Annotated in this window: 16 protein-coding genes; 3 read left to right on the forward strand and 13 right to left on the reverse strand. The window is 58.7% G+C overall.

Annotation, left to right across the window (positions count from 1 at the left end):
• Positions 1–36: 36 nt before the first annotated feature.
• From rffC to trxA, 9 genes are all read right to left on the reverse strand, one after another.
• Positions 37–765, reverse strand: a complete 729-nt coding sequence (gene rffC / locus MMS95_RS07035; protein WP_021505186.1) for a dTDP-4-amino-4,6-dideoxy-D-galactose acyltransferase — start codon at positions 763–765, stop codon at positions 37–39.
• Positions 743–1,624 carry a glucose-1-phosphate thymidylyltransferase RfbA gene (gene rfbA / locus MMS95_RS07040; protein ID WP_242141513.1) on the reverse strand — a complete coding sequence of 294 codons (882 nt, stop codon included), beginning with the start codon at positions 1,622–1,624 and terminating at the stop codon, positions 743–745. Before rfbA ends, rffC begins: the two co-directional genes overlap by 23 nt.
• A 48-nt stretch (positions 1,625–1,672) precedes the next feature.
• Positions 1,673–2,740 (reverse strand): dTDP-glucose 4,6-dehydratase, encoded by a 1,068-nt coding sequence (gene rffG / locus MMS95_RS07045; protein WP_015376253.1) that lies wholly within the window; start codon positions 2,738–2,740, stop codon positions 1,673–1,675.
• The gene (gene wecC / locus MMS95_RS07050) at positions 2,737–3,999 is read right to left on the reverse strand and encodes a UDP-N-acetyl-D-mannosamine dehydrogenase (protein WP_015376252.1); all 1,263 of its coding nucleotides are present in this window, start codon (positions 3,997–3,999) and stop codon (positions 2,737–2,739) included. Before wecC ends, rffG begins: the two co-directional genes overlap by 4 nt.
• Positions 3,996–5,126 carry a UDP-N-acetylglucosamine 2-epimerase (non-hydrolyzing) gene (gene wecB / locus MMS95_RS07055; RefSeq protein WP_004934198.1) on the reverse strand — a complete coding sequence of 377 codons (1,131 nt, stop codon included), beginning with the start codon at positions 5,124–5,126 and terminating at the stop codon, positions 3,996–3,998. Before wecB ends, wecC begins: the two co-directional genes overlap by 4 nt.
• 86 nt (positions 5,127–5,212) lie before the next feature.
• The gene (wzzE, locus tag MMS95_RS07060; protein ID WP_021505188.1) at positions 5,213–6,265 is read right to left on the reverse strand and encodes an ECA polysaccharide chain length modulation protein; all 1,053 of its coding nucleotides are present in this window, start codon (positions 6,263–6,265) and stop codon (positions 5,213–5,215) included.
• Positions 6,266–6,285: 20 nt separating this feature from the next.
• On the reverse strand, positions 6,286–7,383 hold the full coding sequence (gene wecA / locus MMS95_RS07065) for a UDP-N-acetylglucosamine--undecaprenyl-phosphate N-acetylglucosaminephosphotransferase (RefSeq protein ID WP_004934192.1): 1,098 nt from the start codon (positions 7,381–7,383) through the stop codon (positions 6,286–6,288).
• Between the two features lie 296 nt (positions 7,384–7,679).
• Positions 7,680–8,939 carry a transcription termination factor Rho gene (rho, locus tag MMS95_RS07070; protein WP_004934188.1) on the reverse strand — a complete coding sequence of 420 codons (1,260 nt, stop codon included), beginning with the start codon at positions 8,937–8,939 and terminating at the stop codon, positions 7,680–7,682.
• A 400-nt stretch (positions 8,940–9,339) separates the two neighbouring features.
• Positions 9,340–9,666, reverse strand: a complete 327-nt coding sequence (gene trxA / locus MMS95_RS07075) for a thioredoxin TrxA (RefSeq protein ID WP_004934187.1) — start codon at positions 9,664–9,666, stop codon at positions 9,340–9,342.
• 131 nt (positions 9,667–9,797) lie between these two features.
• Here trxA and rhlB point away from each other — a divergent pair, with 131 nt between their 5' ends.
• Both rhlB and ppx read left to right on the forward strand, forming a co-directional pair.
• Positions 9,798–11,084 (forward strand): ATP-dependent RNA helicase RhlB, encoded by a 1,287-nt coding sequence (gene rhlB, locus MMS95_RS07080; protein WP_015376249.1) that lies wholly within the window; start codon positions 9,798–9,800, stop codon positions 11,082–11,084.
• A 5-nt stretch (positions 11,085–11,089) separates the two neighbouring features.
• Positions 11,090–12,586 (forward strand): exopolyphosphatase, encoded by a 1,497-nt coding sequence (gene ppx, locus MMS95_RS07085; RefSeq protein WP_242141514.1) that lies wholly within the window; start codon positions 11,090–11,092, stop codon positions 12,584–12,586.
• A gap of 33 nt (positions 12,587–12,619) precedes the next feature.
• On the opposite strand, the gene rep is transcribed toward ppx, so the two are convergent.
• Positions 12,620–14,644 (reverse strand): DNA helicase Rep, encoded by a 2,025-nt coding sequence (gene rep / locus MMS95_RS07090; RefSeq protein ID WP_004934177.1) that lies wholly within the window; start codon positions 14,642–14,644, stop codon positions 12,620–12,622.
• Positions 14,645–14,753: 109 nt separating this feature from the next.
• Here rep and ppiC point away from each other — a divergent pair, with 109 nt between their 5' ends.
• Positions 14,754–15,035: a peptidylprolyl isomerase PpiC gene (gene ppiC / locus MMS95_RS07095; RefSeq protein WP_004934175.1), complete on the forward strand. Its 282-nt coding sequence runs from the start codon at positions 14,754–14,756 to the stop codon at positions 15,033–15,035.
• A gap of 25 nt (positions 15,036–15,060) precedes the next feature.
• Here ppiC and MMS95_RS07100 read toward each other — a convergent pair whose 3' ends face one another.
• From MMS95_RS07100 to hmsP, 3 genes are all read right to left on the reverse strand, one after another.
• Positions 15,061–16,563: a pitrilysin family protein gene (locus MMS95_RS07100; RefSeq protein ID WP_031300297.1), complete on the reverse strand. Its 1,503-nt coding sequence runs from the start codon at positions 16,561–16,563 to the stop codon at positions 15,061–15,063.
• Between the two features lie 260 nt (positions 16,564–16,823).
• Positions 16,824–18,110 carry a dicarboxylate/amino acid:cation symporter gene (locus tag MMS95_RS07105; RefSeq protein WP_015376246.1) on the reverse strand — a complete coding sequence of 429 codons (1,287 nt, stop codon included), beginning with the start codon at positions 18,108–18,110 and terminating at the stop codon, positions 16,824–16,826.
• A 273-nt stretch (positions 18,111–18,383) separates the two neighbouring features.
• Positions 18,384–20,390: a biofilm formation regulator HmsP gene (hmsP, locus tag MMS95_RS07110; RefSeq protein WP_242141515.1), complete on the reverse strand. Its 2,007-nt coding sequence runs from the start codon at positions 20,388–20,390 to the stop codon at positions 18,384–18,386.
• Positions 20,391–20,555: the final 165 nt, after the last annotated feature.

Consider the following 20,555-nt stretch of genomic DNA (forward strand, 5'->3'; position numbering starts at 1 on the left):
ATATATTCCAGTTCAGTGCCAACAACCGGTGGAGCGTTAAATGGAATCATGTCTACCTCTGTATAACCAGTACGCGGTGCTTTCAATCACGGCACCCTGTCGTTGATAGAGTCGTAATGCGGCGATATTGCCTACCTGGGTCGCAACCCGCAGGCGTTGCATCCCCTGCCGCCGACATTCGGCCAGCGCCGCCGCCATCAGTCTGGAACCAATGCCCCGGCCTGATGCGCCGGGGTAGGCCGCCAGCAAGCCGATACGCATTTCCTGGCCGCCAATGTCGCGCAGGCTGACAAAGCCTTCAGGTTGCCCCTGGTTACCCAATACCAGCAAGCATTGATGATCGAAGGTGCCCAGCACCGCTTTTTCGATCCAGGCCGCATAGAATCGCCCGCTATCGGTGCGCTCGTACCACGGTGCGCGAAATCGGCTGGCGGCGAACACGTCACCGGCGGCAGCCCGCAACGACGGGATGTCCTCGGGCACGGCCATGCGCACCCCGGCCGCAGCGGTATCGACCGTCTCGCGTCCAGTTGCAATGTTCACGGCCAGATCCACTTCGCCTTCGACCAGCCGGAAGCCCAGCGCCGACAGTGCATCGGCCCACTCCAATCGGTAAGCGGGGATTTTAGCCTGCACCAACGCATAAGCATCCAAATCAGCGTTGCTCACGGGGGCCGCAGAGTCGTCGAAATGCAACTTGGCGCTCTTCAATTGGAAGAAGTCGCTCTCCCAATTCAGCGGTTCAATACTGGCGTGGACGTGCATGCAATAAATCCAGTAAGTATTTGCCGTAACCTGTTTTGGCCAGCGTCTGAGCCGCGCGTTTCACGCCCTCATCATCCAGCCAGCCATTGCGCCAGGCGATCTCTTCAAGACAGGCGATTTTAAAGCCCTGACGTTTCTCTACCGTCTGCACGAAGCTACTGGCTTCCAGCAGGCTGTCGTGAGTCCCGGTGTCCAGCCAGGCAAAACCGCGCCCCAGCAGCTCGACGGTCAGCTCGCCACGCTCCAGATACATCTGGTTGATGCTGGTGATCTCCAATTCTCCCCGAGCTGACGGCTTGATCTGCTTGGCGAACTCCACCACCTGAGCATCATAAAAATATAATCCGGTCACCGCCCAATTGGACTTCGGTTTAACCGGCTTTTCTTCGATCGACAGCGCGCGGAAGTGGTCGTCAAACTCCACCACGCCGAAACGCTCGGGATCCATCACCTGATAGCCAAATACAGTGGCACCGGCGGTGCGCGCCGCAACGCTTCTCAGCTTGGGACTGAACCCCTGACCAAAGTAAATATTATCGCCCAACACCAGGCAGCTCGGCTCGCCGGCCAAGAATTCTTCGCCAATCAGAAATGCCTGAGCCAGGCCATCGGGGCTAGGCTGCTCGGCATAGCTGAGATTGATGCCAAACGCTTCGCCGCTGCCCAACAAACGCTTGAAAGAAGGCAGATCTTCCGGCGTGGAGATGATCAAAATGTCGCGGATCCCCGCCAACATCAGTACCGACAGCGGGTAATAGATCATCGGCTTGTCATAAATCGGCAGCAGTTGCTTGGACACGCCGCGCGTGATCGGATGCAGACGCGTACCGGAACCGCCAGCCAGCACAATACCTTTCATACTTACTCCAAAACCCGCCGCACCGCCGCAAAGCGACGCGGCGTTAAATTAATCTGACAACCCCAAACGCTCACCGGCATAAGAACCGTCTTGCACCCGGCGCCACCAGGTTTCGTTAGCCAAATACCAGGCGACCGTCTTGCGAATGCCGCTTTCAAACGTTTCCTGCGGCCGCCAGCCCAACTCGCGATCGATTTTGCCGGCGTCGATGGCGTAACGCATATCGTGGCCTGGGCGATCCTTCACGTAAGTGATCAGATCGCGGTAGTTCGTCACGCCCTGCGGTTTATTTGGCGCCAATTCTTCCAGCAGATCGCAAATGGTCTGCACCACTTCGATATTCTTGCGCTCGTTATGGCCACCAATATTGTAAGTTTCGCCTACCACGCCTTCGGTCACGACCTGATAGAGCGCGCGCGCGTGATCTTCAACATACAACCAGTCACGCACCTGCGCGCCGTTGCCGTATACCGGCAGCGGTTTGCCGGCTACCGCATTCAGGATCACCAACGGAATCAACTTCTCTGGGAAGTGATAAGGGCCGTAGTTGTTCGAACAGTTGGTCACGAGGGTCGGCAAACCGTAGGTGCGCAACCAGGCACGCACCAGGTGATCGCTCGATGCCTTGGAGGCGGAATACGGACTGCTCGGCGCATACGGCGTGGTTTCGGTGAACAGATCGTCGGTGCCGTGCAGGTCGCCGTACACTTCGTCGGTGGAGATATGATGGAAGCGGAAAGACTGCTTCTTCTCCGCCGCCAACGGCTGCCAGTAATGGCGCGCCGCTTCCAGCATCGTGTAAGTGCCAACCACGTTGGTCTCGATAAACGCCGCCGGGCCGTCGATAGAACGATCGACGTGGCTTTCCGCCGCCAGGTGCATCACCACGTCCGGCTGATAGCGTGCAAATACCCGGTCCAGCTCGGCACGATCGCAGATGTCGACCTGCTCGAAAGCATAGCGCTCGCTGTCGGCCACCACCGCCAGCGACTCGAGGTTACCGGCATAGGTCAGCTTATCCACTACCACCACGCTGTCGCCGGTGGCCTCGATGATGTGCCGCACCACTGCGGAACCAATGAAACCGGCGCCGCCGGTGACTAAGATACGCTTCAACGCCAGACTCCCTTGGTATCCACCACCCAGCTTTGCTTGATCTCTTCCGGCCGGATGGCCTTGAACTGTTGGTGATCGACCAACATCACAATCACATCGGCCTGCTGCAACGCCTCAGCGATTGGCGTCAACGTCACATGGCCCGCCAGCGACTTCGGCAACTGTTCGACGTTCGGTTCCACCGCCAGCGTTTCGCCGACGTGCCATTCGGCGATCAGGTGCGCCACTTCCACCGCCGGGCTTTCACGCAAATCGTCGATATTCGGTTTGAAGGCCAGGCCGAAGCAGGCGATTTTCACCTCGGACGCGCGCTTGTCGGTGGCGGCCAGGCAATCGGCCACCGCCGCTTTCACCCGGTCGACCACCCACAGCGGTTTGCCGTCGTTCACCAGGCGTGCGGTGTGAATCAAACGCGCCTGCTGCGGGTTTTGCGCCACGATAAACCACGGATCGACGGCGATGCAGTGACCGCCTACGCCCGGCCCCGGCTGCAGAATATTCACCCGCGGATGGCGGTTCGCCAGGCGGATCAGTTCCCAGACGTTGATCCCCTGTTCGGCGCAAATCAACGACAGTTCGTTGGCAAAGGCGATATTCACGTCGCGGAAGCTGTTTTCCGTCAGCTTGCACATCTCGGCAGTGCGTGAGTTGGTGACTACGCATTCCCCCTCGAGGAAAATCTTGTACAGCGCGCTGGCTCGTTCCGAGCACTTCGGCGTCATGCCGCCGATCACTCGGTCGTTTTGAATCAGCTCTACCATCACCTGCCCCGGCAACACGCGCTCCGGACAGTAGGCGATATTCACGTCCGCCGCTTCGCCCGCTTGCTGCGGGAAGCTGAGATCGCTGCGCGCCTGCGCCAACCAGTCCGCCATTTGTTCAGTGGCGCCCACCGGCGAGGTGGACTCCAGGATCACCAGATCGCCTTTTTTCAGCACCGGCGCCAGCGATTTCGCCGCTGCTTCGACATAAGCCAGATCCGGCTCGTGATCGCCCTTGAACGGCGTAGGTACCGCGATCAGGAACGCATCGGCCGCCAGCGGTTTGGTCACCGCCCGCAGGAAACCGCCGTCGACGGCGTCCTTGACCACTTTGTCCAGATCCGGCTCGACGATATGGATCGCGCCGCGGTTAATGGTATCTACCGCATGTTGGTTAACATCTACGCCCACCACTTTTTTCTTGCGGGAAGCAAACGCCGCCGCCGTTGGCAAGCCGATATAACCCAGGCCGATAACCGAAATAGTGTCAAAACTCATAGTGTCACCTGATGATTCTTTAAAGCTTCGAGGATACGCTGACAGGCATGCCCGTCGCCGTATGGGTTATGCGCCCGGCTCATCGCGTGATATTCGCTTTCGTCCGTCAACAGCCGGGTCACCGCTTCAACAATTTTGGCCACATCGGTGCCGACCAGGCGCACCGTGCCCGCATCTACCGCTTCCGGGCGCTCGGTGGTGTCGCGCATCACCAGCACCGGCTTGCCTAACGAGGGCGCCTCTTCCTGAATGCCGCCGGAGTCGGTCAGGATCATGTAAGCGTGGGTCATCAAATAGACAAACGGCAAATAATCCTGCGGCTCGATCAGCATGACGTTGTCGATGCCTTTCAAAATGCGATTCACCGGCTCGCTGACATTCGGATTGAGATGCACCGGGTACACCACCTGCACTTCCGGGTGGCTGCGGGCGATCTCCGCCAGCGCACTGCAAATCCGCTCAAAACCGCCGCCAAAACTTTCCCGGCGATGGCCGGTGACCAGAATCAGTTTTTTGTCGGCATCGAGGAACGGGTAACGCTGCGCCAGGCTGGCGCGCAGCGCAGCATCGCTCATCACGCGATCGCGCACCCAGAACAGCGCGTCGATCACCGTATTGCCGGTCACAAAAATACGGTTGTCCGGCAGCAGCTCGCGCAGCAGGTTTTGGCGCGAGTTCTCGGTCGGCGCGAAGTGGTACATCGCCAGATGGCCGGTCAGTTTTCGGTTGGCCTCTTCCGGCCAGGGAGAATACAGATTGCCGGTACGCAGCCCGGCCTCGACATGCCCGACGGGGATGCGTTGATAGAACGCTGCCAGACTGGTCGCCAGCGTGGTGGTGGTATCGCCGTGCACCAGCACCACGTCCGGTTTGAAGTCTTCCAGCACCCCTTTCAGCCCTTCCAGGATGCGACAGGTGATTTCCGTTAGCCCCTGGCCGGGTTTCATGATGTTCAGGTCGTAATCCGGCGTGATCTCGAACAACCGCAATACCTGATCCAACATCTCACGATGCTGTGCCGTTACGCAGACTCTTGCTTCAAAGGCCTCATCCTGGGCCAGTGCATGTACCAGCGGTGCCATTTTAATGGCTTCAGGTCTGGTGCCGAAAACAGTCAACACTTTCACAGCGAATCTCTTTTGGTCGGTTAATCGCAGGCCCCGCCTGCGAATGGGGCGCTCACGCGCCCTGCATCAGATTATTATATTATTTTTTAACTACGCGGCCGACGCGCCAGGGCAACACCCGCGCCAACCAAAGCGCCCATCGCGCCCCACAGAATCAGCCAGAATACACGGCGCGGGCTGTCGCGTTTTACCGGCTCTTCCGGCGTGCGCAAATAACGATAGGTCTGGAACTTCTCATCCAACGTCGGGCCAACGTTCAGCGTCGCCAACATTGCGCGATTCTGATCGTAATCCAGATCGTAGGTCGGGCCGGAGGCCTGCAGGCCTTCCAGACGCGCCTGCAGCATTGGCCGGCCCAGCAGGAACAGATCCGAATCCGGCAACTGTTCTGCCGGGGTGTCGGTTTGCGTGCGGCTGATCCCCTGGCTTTCGGCGATTTTCAACGCCTGCTGCGTGGTGTTCAGCTCGCGCTTGTAAACCGACTCCGCCACCGCTTCCTGGCGCTTGACCTGTGCCTTCATCGAAGTAGTGCGAGCGGCCCACGCCCCCTGAATCTCTTCGTTCAGATGCAGGGCAGCGCGGTGGCTGGCGAAGGCCACATATTGGCGCAGCAGGCGGTTGGCGTCTGCGGCGGTTTCCGCCGTCAGCTTCACGCCGTCGTTCGGGACTTTTTTGTCGTCGCGCGGCGTGAACAGGATGTTATTGATCAACTCGTCGAGCAATGCCGCATCGGCGCGGGCATCCCCTTCCTGACGCTGTTTGTAGTAATCGCTCTGCAGCCAGAAATCGCGACGCGTGTCGTAAGCCGCCAGCTGCATGATGAACTCATTGTACGCTTCATCCGCGATGCTCGGCTGATCGCCGGCCATCGCCGGCAGCGTGCGCACGTCCAGATTGCGCAGGAACTGCTGCTGGGAATAGTAACCACCCAGCGCATTCACCGTGGGTTTGTCGGTGATTGCGGTCGCGCTCCACTCTTGCTTAACCAGGTAAGAAACGATCAGCGCGACCGCCGCGAACAGCACCGCAATGCCGATAATCCACGGTTTGCCGCGCCACAGGGTGCAGCACAGGCCGCGGATATCGAGTTCGTTATCCACCGCCGGGGTATGCTTGTCAGACGTTGTTTCTGGATTCATCACAGCCAAAAAGCCTCTGGTTAAGATACTTGCTTGTTATCGCTCGAACGCCGCAGCCGGCGCTTGATACGCTTAATGTACCGCGCAACCCGCCAGGCGCGCTTGATGCAGTAACCGTACAGGAAGAAAGCAAGCAAAAATAATGCCAACATAACCCACTCAGGGATAAAAGTCAGGCGTTCGCCGATCACGCCCACCGCCGCCAGCAATGCGGCCGCCAGGGTGATCAACACGAAAGCCTGCCGCGGCGTAAAGCCGGCGCGCATGATCAGGTGGTGAATATGTTGACGATCGGGAGAGAAGGGGCTCATCCCCTTGCGTAAACGACGGTACATGATTGCTATCATGTCCATCAGCGGAATAGCGATGATCCACAGCGCGGTCACCGGGTTGATCGAGTGAGCCTTACCCTGCGAGCTTTGCAGCAGCAGCCAAATGGCAGTAAAGCCGATCAGGGTGCTGCCGGCGTCCCCCATAAACACCTTATAACGGCGGCCGAGGATGCCGAGGTTGAGCAAAATATAGGGAACGATGGTGGCGATCATCGCAAAGCACCAGAACGCCAGCTCATGATGGCCGCTCAGGTACAGCAGCAGGCCCAGCGCCCCGAAGGAAACGCACGACAGCCCACCCAGCAGGCCATCAATGCCGTCGACCATGTTGAAGGCGTTGATCGCCGCCCATACCGCGAACAGCGTCACCAGATAGCCGAACGGCCCCAGCAGCATCTCCCAGTCACCCAGCACATGGCCGAAGCTGCGCAGATACAGACCGGCGAACACCATCATGGCGATGCCGACCAGCGCCTGCACCAGGGCGCGGATTTTAACGCTGATATCGAAACGATCGTCGAGCGCGCCCACAAACACCAGAATGCCGGCGCAGGTGAGATAAAGCTTGGCGTGCGCGATAGGTTGTTCGGAAATCCAAAACGCGAAGCACAACCCGGCATAAACGGAAATACCGCCGACCAGCGGAATCAACCCCTGATGGCGTTTGCGATAATTGGGTTTATCTACCAGACCAATACGTTTTGCCGCCTTGCGGGCAACAAAGAGAAAAGCCAAAGAAAACAGGAAAACAAATAGAATTTCAGTACTCATAGTGAGTAAGTTCACAGTTAACAGATCTCTGTAGAAGATAAGGCAGCTTACCACGGGCAATAGCTTGTGCCATCGACCCCCGCCACCTTTCGGTCATTTCCTATGACAACGGTGATTCATGCCTATTTTCTTCGCATCGGCTGACAAAACGACAGCAGCAAAGCCGACCGGCACCGGGCCGACCGACAAACAAGATGAATTCTCAATAAGTCGAGGAAACAACTTACTTTTCCATTACTGCTACTTATCGTATCCGCCAAAAGCGAAAAACGCCACGACTAGGCGTGGCGTTCAGCGAATTTTTTAACGAATTATGAGCGTTTCATCATATCGAAGAATTCATCGTTGGTTTTGGTCATCGCCAACTTATTAATGAGGAACTCCATCGCGTCAATCTCACCCATCGGGTGAATGATTTTGCGCAGGATCCACATTTTCTGCAGCTCTTCGGAAGTGGTGAGCAGCTCTTCTTTACGGGTACCGGAGCGGTTGTAATCGATCGCAGGGAATACGCGTTTCTCGGCGATTTTACGCGCCAGATGCAATTCCATGTTGCCGGTACCTTTAAATTCTTCGTAGATCACTTCGTCCATCTTCGAACCGGTATCAACCAGCGCGGTCGCGATGATGGTCAGGCTGCCGCCCTCTTCCACGTTACGCGCCGCACCGAAGAAACGCTTCGGACGATGCAGGGCGTTGGCGTCCACACCACCGGTCAGCACCTTGCCAGAGGCCGGTACCACGGTGTTGTAGGCACGCGCCAGACGGGTGATGGAGTCGAGCAGAATGATCACGTCTTTCTTGTGCTCAACCAGGCGCTTGGCCTTCTCGATCACCATTTCGGCCACTTGCACGTGACGCGAAGCCGGCTCGTCGAAGGTCGAGGCGATCACTTCGCCTTTCACCAGGCGCTGCATCTCGGTCACTTCTTCCGGACGTTCGTCGATCAGCAGCACCATCAGCACGCAGTCTGGGTGGTTGTAGGCAATGCTCTGCGCAATATTCTGCAGCAGCATGGTTTTACCGGCTTTCGGCGGTGCCACGATCAGGCCACGCTGGCCGCGGCCAATAGGCGCCGCCAGATCCAGTACGCGCGCCGTCAGGTCTTCGGTCGAGCCGTTGCCGCGCTCCATCCGCAGACGGGAATTGGCGTGCAGCGGCGTCAAGTTCTCGAACAGGATCTTGCTGCGGGCGTTTTCCGGCTTGTCGTAGTTGACTTCGTTGACTTTCAACAGGGCAAAATAGCGCTCGCCTTCTTTTGGCGGACGAATCTTACCGGAAATGGTGTCACCAGTGCGGAGGTTGAAGCGGCGGATTTGGCTAGGGGATACGTAGATGTCGTCGGGACCGGCGAGGTAGGAACTGTCTCCAGAGCGGAGGAAACCGAATCCATCCTGCAATATCTCGAGCACGCCGTCGCCGAAGATATCTTCTCCGCTTTTCGCATGTTGCTTCAGAATGGAGAAGATAATGTCCTGCTTGCGCATACGGGCAAGGTTTTCCAGCCCCATATTTTCGCCGAGAGTAATCAGCTCAGAAACCGGCGTATTCTTTAATTCGGTAAGATTCATAGTGGTGGGTTCTTAAACTCGGGGTATGTCTCGAACTTGTATCGTGAATGGTATGGCAGCGAAATGCGTGCCTGTTTACTGGACGTTCGATCACCGGGCGCAGAGCCGTCGCGGTAAGAAATGGCTTACATCGGGCGCACGCATTGACGGTTGAAGATCGAAGGTACCTTAAAAATGATTTTTGCAAAACCGTTTGATTGCCAAAACACGGGCTGAGTTCAGTTTACTTTCAACGCCAGTGATTCGACACAGAGTATAGCTTTAGATTCAAACTCTTTAGATTTAAAACTTCGGGCAAGTTCTATATGCAGTGTGGTTAAACTTAACACGCTTCTTGGCAGGCGTCTAGCGGTGAATTGAACATCACCGCCAGGCGCCTGATACTGGGCTTCCCGCCCGATTACAGATTCGCGTTCAGGAAATCTTTGAGCTGACCTTTGGACAACGCGCCAACCTTGGTCGCGGCCACTTCACCGTTCTTGAACAGCAACAGCGTAGGGATGCCACGGATACCGTACTTAGGCGCGGTAGCCGGGTTCTGATCGATATTCAGCTTGGTGATGGTCAGTTTGCCTTCGAACTCTTCGGCAATCTCATCCAGAATCGGAGCAATCATCTTGCACGGCCCACACCATTCAGCCCAGAAATCGACCAGGATCGGCCCTTCCGCTTTCAGCACGTCAGCTTCGAAGCTGCTGTCAGTCAGGTGAATAATTTTATCGCTCATGTTCTACTCCACAGGATTATGTCTACCTTGTTGGTGTAGCATTAACCAACTCAAGGTGATTTTATTGCACCGCGTTTATTTCAACGGATGTGCTTTCGTAAAGCAATAGTTAGCTGATATTCTACCACACTATGAGCAAAACACACTTGACCGAACAGAAGTTTTCCGACTTCGCCCTGCACCCGTTAGTCCTTGAAGCCCTTGAGAAAAAAGGGTTTCACAATTGCACGCCCATCCAGGCGTTAGCATTGCCGCTCACGCTCTCCGGGCGTGACGTTGCAGGTCAGGCGCAAACCGGTACCGGAAAGACGCTGGCGTTTTTGGCGTCTACTTTTCACTATTTGCTGACTCACCCGGCGAAACAGGATCGCCAGACCAATCAGCCGCGCGCCTTGATCATGGCGCCTACGCGTGAACTGGCGGTGCAAATCCACTCCGATGCGGAAGCGCTCTCCCAGAGCACCGGCCTGAAACTGGGCCTGGCCTACGGCGGCGACGGCTACGACAAACAGCTGAAAGTGCTGGAAAGCGGCGTGGACATTCTGATTGGCACCACCGGCCGTTTAATCGATTACACCAAACAGAACTATGTCGATCTCGGCGCGATGCAGGTCGTCGTGCTGGATGAAGCCGATCGCATGTACGATCTTGGCTTTATCAAAGACATCCGTTGGCTGTTCCGCCGCATGCCTGCGGCCGATCAACGCCTGAACATGCTGTTCTCCGCTACCCTGTCCTATCGCGTACGCGAACTGGCCTTCGAGCAGATGAACAACGCCGAATATGTTGAAGTGGAACCGGAACAGAAAACCGGCCACCGCATTAAAGAAGAGCTGTTCTACCCGTCCAACGAAGAAAAAATGCGTCTGCTGCAGACACTGATCGAAGAAGAGTGGCCGGATCGCGCCATCATCTTCGCCAACACCAAGCACCGCTGCGAAGACATCTGGGGCCACCTGGCCGCCGACGGTCACCGCGTCGGCCTGCTGACCGGTGACGTGGCGCAGAAAAAACGCCTGCGCATCCTCGACGACTTCACCAAAGGCAATCTCGATATTCTGGTCGCCACCGACGTCGCCGCGCGCGGTCTGCACATCCCTTCCGTCACGCACGTCTTCAACTACGATCTGCCTGACGACTGCGAAGACTACGTGCACCGCATCGGCCGTACCGGCCGAGCAGGCGCCAGCGGCCACTCCATCAGCCTGGCGTGTGAAGAGTACGCGCTCAACCTGCCGGCGATCGAGACCTATATCGACCACAGCATTCCGGTGAGCAAGTACAACAGCGATGCGCTGCTGACCGATTTGCCGGCGCCGAAGCGCCTGTCGCGTCCGCGCGGCGGCAACGGCCCACGTCGCAACTCCGCGCCACGTCGCGGCGGCGCGCCGCGCAACAACCGTAAACGTTCGAGCTGATCGCCATGCTCAGCTCCAGCACGCTTTATGCTGCCATCGATCTCGGCTCCAACAGCTTCCACATGTTGGTAGTGCGCGAGGTGGCCGGCAGCATTCAGACTCTGGCGCGGATCAAGCGCAAAGTGCGCCTGGCGGCCGGGCTGGATCAGAACAATCACCTGTCGCATGAGGCCATGCAACGCGGCTGGCAGTGCCTGCGGCTGTTCTCCGAACGCCTGCAGGACATCCCGCGCGAGCAGATCCGCGTCGTTGCCACCGCCACGCTGCGTCTGGCGTCCAACGCCGATGAGTTCCTGCAGGCAGCCGAGCAAATCCTCGGCTGCCCGGTACAGGTGATCAGCGGCGAAGAAGAGGCACGGCTGATCTATCACGGCGTCGCGCACACCACCGGCGGGCCGGATCGTCGGCTGGTCGTCGACATCGGCGGCGGCAGCACCGAACTGGTCACCGGCAGCGGCGCACAGGCAACGCAGCTGTATAGCCTGTCGATGGGCTGCGTCACCTGGCTGGAACGCTACTTCAGCGATCGCAACCTCGGGCAAGAAAACTTCGAGCGCGCCGAACAGGCCGCGCGCGACATGGTGCGGCCGATCGCACCGCAATTGCGCCAGCAAGGTTGGCAGATCTGCGTCGGCGCTTCCGGCACCGTGCAAGCGCTGCAGGAGATCATGGTGGCGCAGGGCATGGATGAGCGCATCACCCTGCCCAAACTGCGCCAGCTGAAACAGCGCGCCATTCAGTGCGGCAAGCTGGAAGAGCTGGAGATCGAAGGGTTGACGCTGGAGCGCGCGCTGGTGTTCCCGAGCGGCCTGTCCATCCTGTTGGCCATCTTCCAGGAGCTGGGCATCGAGAGCATGATGCTGGCCGGCGGGGCGCTGCGTGAAGGTCTGGTTTACGGCATGCTGCATCTGCCGGTGGAGCAGGATATTCGCATCCGCACCATCCGCAACCTGCAGCGCCGCTACCTGATCGACACCGAGCAGGCCGAACGCGTCAGCCAGCTCGCCGCCAACTTCTCCCAGCAGGTCGCCAACGAGTGGCAGCTGGATGCACGATGTCGCGAGCTGTTGCACAGCGCCAGCCTGATCCACGAACTCGGCCTCAGCGTCGATTTCAAGCAGGCGCCGCAACACGCCGCCTACCTGATCCGCCACCTGGACTTACCCGGCTTTACCCCGGCGCAGAAAAAACTGCTGGCCACCCTGCTGCAAAATCAGAGCAACACCCTCGACCTGTCGCTGTTGAACCAGCAAAACGCCCTGCCGCCGCGCACTGCGCAGCGCCTGTGCCGCATTTTGCGCCTGGCTATCATCTTCGCCAGCCGCCGCCGCGACGACACGCTGCCGGCGGTGCGGTTACGCGCCAATCAGGACGATGAACTGACGGTGATCTTGCCGCCGGGCTGGCTGGAACAGCATCCGCTGCGCGCCGAGGCGCTGGAGCAGGAAAGCCACTGGCAGAGCTACGTCCACTGGACGCTGCGGTTGGAAGAACAACGTTGACATGACCAGGGCGCGAATCGCGCCCTTTCTTTTTTAATTCCCGCCTTTGGCCTTGGCCAGCTGGGCGCGGATATTGGCCAGATGGCTCTGCCCCTTCTGCATCCGCTCCTGCGGGCTCACCACTTTGCGTTCGGTTTCCCACGCCAAATCGTCCTGCGGCAGCTCCAGCAGGAACCGGCTCGGCTCCGGCCGCACCAGCTCGCCGTACTGACGGCGCTCGCGGCACAGGGTGAAAATCAGCTCTTTTTGCGCGCGGGTGATCCCTACATAGGCCAGACGCCGCTCTTCATCGACATTGTCTTCGTCGATGCTGCTCTGGTGCGGCAGCAGCCCCTCTTCCATGCCCACCAGGAACACGTAAGGGAACTCCAGTCCCTTTGAGGCGTGCAGCGTCATCAGCTGCACCTGATCCAGCTCCTCTTCACTTTCGCCGCGTTCCATCATGTCACGCAGGGTGAAGCGCGTCACGACCTGGGTCAGCGTCATCGGCTCGTCCAGATCGTTGCCTTCCAGCATTTCCGTCATCCAACCGAACAGCGTGTTGACGTTTTTCATCCGCATTTCGGCGGCCTTCGGGCTGGTCGAGGTTTCAAACAGCCAGCTCTCATAATCCACGCCGCGGATCAGATCGCGCACCGCCGCCACCGGCTCACGTTCCGCCTGCTGGGCGATGCCGCCCAGCCAATGGGTGAAGCGCTGCAGCGATTCCAGCCCGCGTCCGGTCAAGTGCTGGCTCAGCCCCAGATCGAAGCTGGCATGGAACAAACTTTTGTTGCGCTGGTTGGCCCACTCGCCAAGCTTCTGCAGCGTTGCCGGGCCGATCTCGCGCTTGGGGGTATTGACGATGCGCAGAAAGGCGCTGTCGTCTTCCGGGTTGGTCAGCACGCGCAGGTAAGCCAGCAGATCCTTGATCTCGGGGCGCGAGAAGAACGAGGTGCCGCCGGAAATCTTGTACGGGATACGGTTCTGCATCAGCATCTTTTCAAACACCCGCGACTGGTGATTGCCACGGTACAGGATCGCATAGTCGCCGTAATTGGTCTTTTTCACGAAGTGGTGGGCGATAAGCTCCCCTACCACCCGCTCGGCTTCGTGATCCTCATTGTTGGCGGTCACTACCTTCAGCTCTTCGCCATACCCCAGCTCAGAAAACAGCCGCTTTTCAAACACGTGTGGGTTATTGGCGATCAGAATGTTGGCCGCCTTCAAAATGCGCTCGCTGGAACGGTAGTTTTGCTCCAGCTTGATCACCTGCAGCGCCGGGAAATCTTCCTTCAGCAACACCAGGTTCTGCGGCCGCGCGCCGCGCCAGGAGTAGATCGACTGGTCGTCGTCGCCCACCACGGTAAAGCGCGCGCGGTTGCCCACCAGCAGCTTCACCAGCTCGTATTGGCTGGTGTTGGTATCCTGATACTCATCCACCAGCAGATAGCGGATGCGCTGCTGCCAGCGTTCGCGCACCTCTTCGTTGCGTTGCAACAGCAGCGTCGGCAGCAGGATCAGGTCATCGAAGTCCAGCACATTGCACGCCCGCATATGGGCGTGGTAAAGACCGTAGCAGTGGGCGAACAGCTTGTCGCGTTCCGAGCGCGCCAACTCTGCCGCCCGCTGGGGATCGATCAGGTCGTTTTTCCAGTTGGAGATGGTCGAAATCAGCTGCGCCACCAGCGTTTTGTCGCTTTCCAGCCACTTTTCGGTCAGCTCTTTCAACAGCGCCAGCTGATCCTGATCGTCGAACAGCGAGAAGTTGGACTTCATCCCCAACGCCACGTATTCCCGCTTGATGATCTCCAGCCCCAGGGTATGGAAGGTGGAAATCATCAGCCCGCGCGCCTCTTTGCGCCCCAGGGTTTGCGACACGCGCTCTTTCATCTCGCGTGCGGCCTTGTTGGTAAAGGTCACGGCGGCGATGTGCCGCGCCTGATAGCCGCAGTGGTGGATCAGGTGGGCTATCTTGTTGGTGATAACGCGCGTCTTGCCGGAACCGGCGCCGGCCAACACCAGGCAGGGCCCGGTAACGAATTCGACGGCTTGTTGTTGGCTGGGGTTTAATCGCATGGTGCTGGCTTGCTCAACTGTAAAACGTGGAAGGGAATTGTAGCAGAAAGCGCCGATGAGATTTAGCGGGTATAATCAGCGCAATTTTCGCATCGACAAAGGCAATACCATGGCAAAAACGGCGTGCGCCCTGCACATTCTGGTAGACAATGAAAAGCTGGCCAACGAGCTGCTGGCCAAGCTGAAGCGCGGCGTCAGCTTCGACACGCTGGCACGCAAATATTCGAGCTGCCCGTCAAAACGCAACGGCGGCTCGCTGGGCGAATTCAACAAGGGCGCGATGGTGCCGGCGTTCGATAAAGCGGTGTTCAGCATACCGCTGCTCAAACCTTACGGCCCGGTCAAAACCCAGTTCGGTTACCACATCATCAAGGTGCTGTACCGCAACTGAGGGGGCCTGCGCCCCCTGCTGCGAATTACTGCGCGCCGGCGTCCGTCGCCGGCGCAGCCACCGCGGTGTCGGCCGGTTTGGCTTCTTCCGTCACCACCGCCGGCGCCGGCATCATGATGCCGTCATAGGTTTCCTGCAGCTGCTTCATGCTCATTTCCGGCTCGCCCTTCGGCTGCATCAGCACCAGGGTCGCCTCCTGAGACAGCTGCAGCTTCAGCGCCTGATTCAGCGTCTCCAGCGTCAGGCTGGCCAGGAATTCCTGGCGCAATTTCTGATACAGCTCTGGCGCGATATCCACCACCCCGCTCTGCTGCGAACGCAGGCGCTGGCTCATCAGCACATCGGTGTCGGTGCGGGCGTAGGTGGCGAACAGCTTGCTCAGCTGATCGTTTTTCTGCGCCAGCAGCGCATCGAATTCCTCTTTCGACAGACCGTTATCACGCACGTTGGCCAGCTCGCGGGCGATAAAGCCCAGGCTGCCGTTCAGATTGTTGTTCGGCGTATCCAGATGGATGGCGCACTGCCCACGCTGGTACTGCACGCGGCAGTCAAAGCCCAGATGCAGGCTCTTCTGGTCGCTTTTTTCCAGCGTCTGCTGAAGATGCCAGAACAGCGCCTCGCGGGCGAGATCGCCACGCCAGTAACGGAGCAGGCTCTGCGAATCGCGAATCGGGTGCCACGGCGAATCCCACATGATCGACAGCGTATCCTGTTTCACCTGCTCGCTGATCAGGCTCACCGGCTGCTGCGGCAGCGGCGTCAGGGTCGGCATCGGGGCCGGGGTTTCACGTTTACCCTGCAGCGGCGAGAACGCCTTGTTGATCTGCTCGCCCAGGCTGCGGCTGTCGACCTTGCCGACCACGAACAGCGTCATGGCGTCCGGGGTATACCACTGCTGATAGAATTTCTTCAGCTGCTCGAGGTTGACCGGCCGTTTCGCCGGCTGCGCCGGATCGTGCGCCAGCAGCGTCGAGCCTTTCAGGCGGTAACGCCACCAGGCATCTTGGGTATTGGGCGGGAAAGTGCCGACCGGATTGATGCTGGAATTCATCACCGCGTGCACCGTATGCTCGTCGATCGCCAGTTTGCCGGTGGTGTCCGCCAGCCAGGCCAGCGCTTCTTTCAGCAGGTCGGGCCGGTTGTTCGGCAGGCTGAGGTTATACATGGTGAAATCATACGAGATGATCGCCGGCGGCAGCGGCCGCTCGTTATCCACGCTCTGTTGCCACAGGGCGCGCAGCTGCGGCGCGGTAAAGCTTTCGCTGCGCGCCAACGCCAGCCGCGGCAGCAGATGGGCGAAACCGGTCTGCTGCGAAGACTCCACCAGAGAGCCGGTATTGACGATCAGCCGCAGTTCCACGCGGTCGCTTGGCCGCTGCGGCGTATCGAGAATCTGCCATGAAAACCCGTTGGCCAGCGCCCCCTGCTGCCAGGCAGGATCGGGTTGTAGTGCTTCAGCCTGCACGCTGCTACTGGCTGCCGCCAGTAGCAGCCCACCAACTATAAGATGAATTCTGGTGCCCTGCATGTGAACCCCTACTTAATGACTATCCAATTTCTTATGCAAATGCGTGTATTCCATTCAATGGAATCATAAAAATACGCCCTGAGTTTCACAGTGGGGCGGAAAGCAGAAAGTGTACCATCGTGTTAGACCGCGCGCCTTTGCGGATGTCACTCATTAGAGTGAAAAATAATAGATTGCGGGGTTTTTAATGCAAAAAATCGTTACGAGGCAGGGGAAGAAGCTCACCGGCCGCGGCTGCGGCCGGTGATTTACCGCCGAAATCAGGCGGAAGGCAGCGTTTTGTCCGCGCCGGTATTTTTGTTGTTCAGGGTGTCTTTCAGCTGTTTCTCATCCAGCTGATTACACCATTTGGCCACGACCACGGTCGCCACGCCATTGCCCACCAGGTTGGTCAGCGCGCGGGCTTCCGACATAAAGCGGTCGATGCCGAGGATCAGCGCCAGGCCGGCCAGCGGCAGGTGGCCTACGGCGGAGATGGTGGCGGCCAAAACGATAAAGCCGCTGCCGGTCACGCCCGCCGCCCCTTTGGAGGAGAGCAGCAACACCACCAGCAGGGTAATCTGATGCATGATATCCATGTGGGTGTTGGTCGCCTGAGCGATAAACACCGCAGCCATGGTCAGGTAGATAGAGGTGCCATCCAGGTTGAAGGAGTATCCGGTCGGGATCACCAGACCCACCACCGATTTCTTGCAGCCCAACTTCTCCATTTTATCCAGCATGCGCGGCAGCGCGGATTCGGACGACGAGGTTCCCAGCACGATCAGCAGCTCTTCTTTGATGTAGTTGACGAATTTGAAGATGCTGAAGCCGTTGGCGCGGGCGATGCTGCCCAACACCACCACCACGAACAGGATGCAGGTGATATAGAAGCACACTATCAGCTGGCCGAGTTGCACCAGCGTGCCGACGCCGTATTTACCGATGGTAAACGCCATGGCGCCGAAGGCCCCCAGCGGCGCCAGGCGCATGATCATGTTGATGATGCCGAAAATCACCCGCGAGAAGCTGTCGATCACGTTGTAGATCAGCTGCCCTTTGTCGCCCAGACGATGCAGGGCGAAGCCGAACAGTACCGCGAACAGCAGCACCTGAAGAATGTTGCCGCTGGCGAACGCGCCGATCACGCTGCCGGGGATGATGTCCAGCAGGAACGGAATGATGCCCTGCTGCTGCGCCTGCTCGGCGTAGATCGCCACCGCTTTGGCGTCCAGCGTGCCGGGATCGACGTTCATGCCGGCGCCCGGTTGCACCAGGTTGACGATCACCAGGCCGATAATCAGCGCAATGGTGCTGACGATTTCAAAATACAGCAGCGCGATGGCGCCGGTGCGCCCCACCGCCTTCATGCTTTCCATGCCGGCGATGCCGGTCACCACGGTGCAGAAGATCACCGGCGCGATGATCATCTTGATCAGTTTGACGAAGCCATCGCCCAGAGGTTTCATCTCGGCGCCAAGGTCAGGGTAGAAATGGCCAAGCAGGATACCCAGCGTGATCGCCGTCAGCACCTGAAAATAGAGGCTCTTAAAGATCGTTGTTTTCATATGAACATCCTATGGGGGGAAGACACGCACCAGGCAGCAGTCTAAAAATCCAGCCTGTTCATCGCTTGCGCGGAAAATAACACCCACTTAACAACATGGAAATAATTTGTTGCACCCACCGTGTGGGGTTGATGTGAATTTAAGAGCTGAAACGCGTCAGTCGGGGTGCAAAGCTGAAAATTGCGTAAGCCTTTGTTTGCACTAACGCAAAAGAGGTAGATAAAGAATGGCGATTTTCGGACGAGGAAAAGTACCGGAAAGGTATCGCGACGCTCACGGCGCCGCGCGGCAAAACTCGGCTTCGAACGCTTCGCGCGGCAGCGGCCGAGCGAACAGGAATCCTTGCCCACTGCGAATGCCGTGCTGCAGCAGCCAGTCGCGCTGTTCGGCGTTTTCCACGCCTTCGGCCATCACCGGCAACGCCAGCACTTCGGAGATCGAACTGACGATGCGCACCATCGCATCGTCGCCCGGCAGCCCCTGAATGAAACTGCGGTCGATCTTAATCAAATCGATCGGCAGGGATTTCAAGCGGTTGAGGTACTCCAGGCTGGAGTAGCCCATGCCGAAGTCGTCCAGCGCGATCGACAGCCCCAGGTCGTGCAACTCGCGCAGCAGCGCCAGGGCGCGATCGAGATCGTCGATGCGTACCGTCTCGGTGATCTCCAGCAGCAGCTTGCGCGGATCGATCCGATACTGCGCCAGCAGGTTTTTCAGATGCGGGACGAACGCTTCATCCTGCATCTGAATACCGGAAACGTTAACCGCCAGCGGCAGCGCAATGCCGCGTTGCTGCCAGTCCGCCAGGATACGGCAAGACTCTTCCAGCACCCAGTTGCCGAGAGGCACGATCACGCCCAGCTCTTCCGCGAGCGGGATAACGTCGGCCGGCAGGGTATAGCTGCCGTCATACTGTTGCCAACGCAGCAGCGCTTCGGCGCCGATCACCTCGTTGGACTGCATGTCGATCTGCGGCTGCAGGAACAGCGTGAAATGCCGCTGCTCGATGCCGTGCAGGATCTCGCTCTCCTGCGTCAGCCGCTTCTGCGTGCGTTCCGTCAGGCTGGGTTCGAAGAACAGGATCTGATTTTTTCCTTCGCGGTGCGCGGACATCATTGCCGAGGTGGCGCTGCGCAGCAGCTGTTCCGCGCTCTCCCCCTGATTGAGGTAGTGCGCGATGCCGATGCTGGCGTTGGGCCGCAGCGCCAGACCTTCCAGCGTCAACGGCGCATTGATCTCCGCCATGATGCGCCGCGCCAGCTGCATGGCGTGGAACGGCCGCTCAATGCCCTTGGCCAGAATGGCGAATTCGGTATTGCTCAGCTGCGCCAGCACGCCGTTTTCGTCGATGCAGCCGCGCAGCTTCTTCGCCAGCGCCAGCAGCAGCGCTTCACGCATCGCCGGGCTCATCACGCCAGACGCTTCATGCAGCGTCTCGATGCCGATCACCAGCAGGTTAAAACGCTCAGGGCGCAGACTGGAGGCGATATGCTGTTCCAGCAACGCGTTCAGCAATGCAGGATTCGGCAGTTCGGTCACCGGGTGGCGGGTGCTCAGGCGGCTCATATCGGCATGCGCCTTGGCCAGCGTCTGTTGATTGCGGTTGTAATTGCGCACCAGCAGGCCGAGCTCGTCGTCCTGGTGCAGCGCCGGCAGCATCAGCTGGTGATAGGGCGCTTCGTCCTGCGAGATGTTCTCCAGCTCTTTGGCCATCGCGCGCAGCGGATGCACCATCAGCCGGTTCATGCACCAGGTGATGGCCACCGACAGGATCAGCGCCAGCAGCAGGTAGGTCGACAGCATGGTCGACAAAATGCTGAGAATAAACTGGTACATGCGGAACGAATCGGCCTGCAGCACCAGATAGGCCAGCGGCTGCTGGTTGGCGGGCACCCGCTCCAGCGAATAGAGCGGCACGGAAATTTGGATAGGCAGTTCAAACAGCCGGGCGATCAGCGTCGGCACCGGCCGCTCCGGCGGGAAATTGGCGTGCAGCGCCTGAAACTCGTTCGGCAACACGATATCCGCCCGGCTGAGAATGCCGACCGGCAACAGCGTGTTCAGCATCTTTTTGGCTTCCGGCACGTCCATGCGCAGCACCGCTTCCGCCAGCGGCTGGCGCACGGAATGAGCGATATTCTCCAGTTGCTGGGCGTAGTCATCCCTGCGCTGCTGCACAAAGTGGAATAACTGGATCACGATAAAAATGCAGATCGTGACCAGCGCCACGCCGGACACCGTCGCCATCTGCTTAATCGTTAACGAACGCCTGACCCGCAAACCTGCTCTCCGTAAAATCGGGCTGAAACAAAAAGGGGGCTGACTCTCACCCGCCCCCTCGAACCGGGCTGAGTATACTCGATCATCGGCTGTTTTTATCTGGCTATGCCGCAGGCAAAACCAAGAAAATCGCGGGTTTCAGTCTTTTCCTAAAGCGGACAAACG

The organism is Serratia sp. PGPR-27 (assembly GCF_022678525.1).
Classification (GTDB): Bacteria; Pseudomonadota; Gammaproteobacteria; order Enterobacterales; family Enterobacteriaceae; genus Serratia; species Serratia nematodiphila.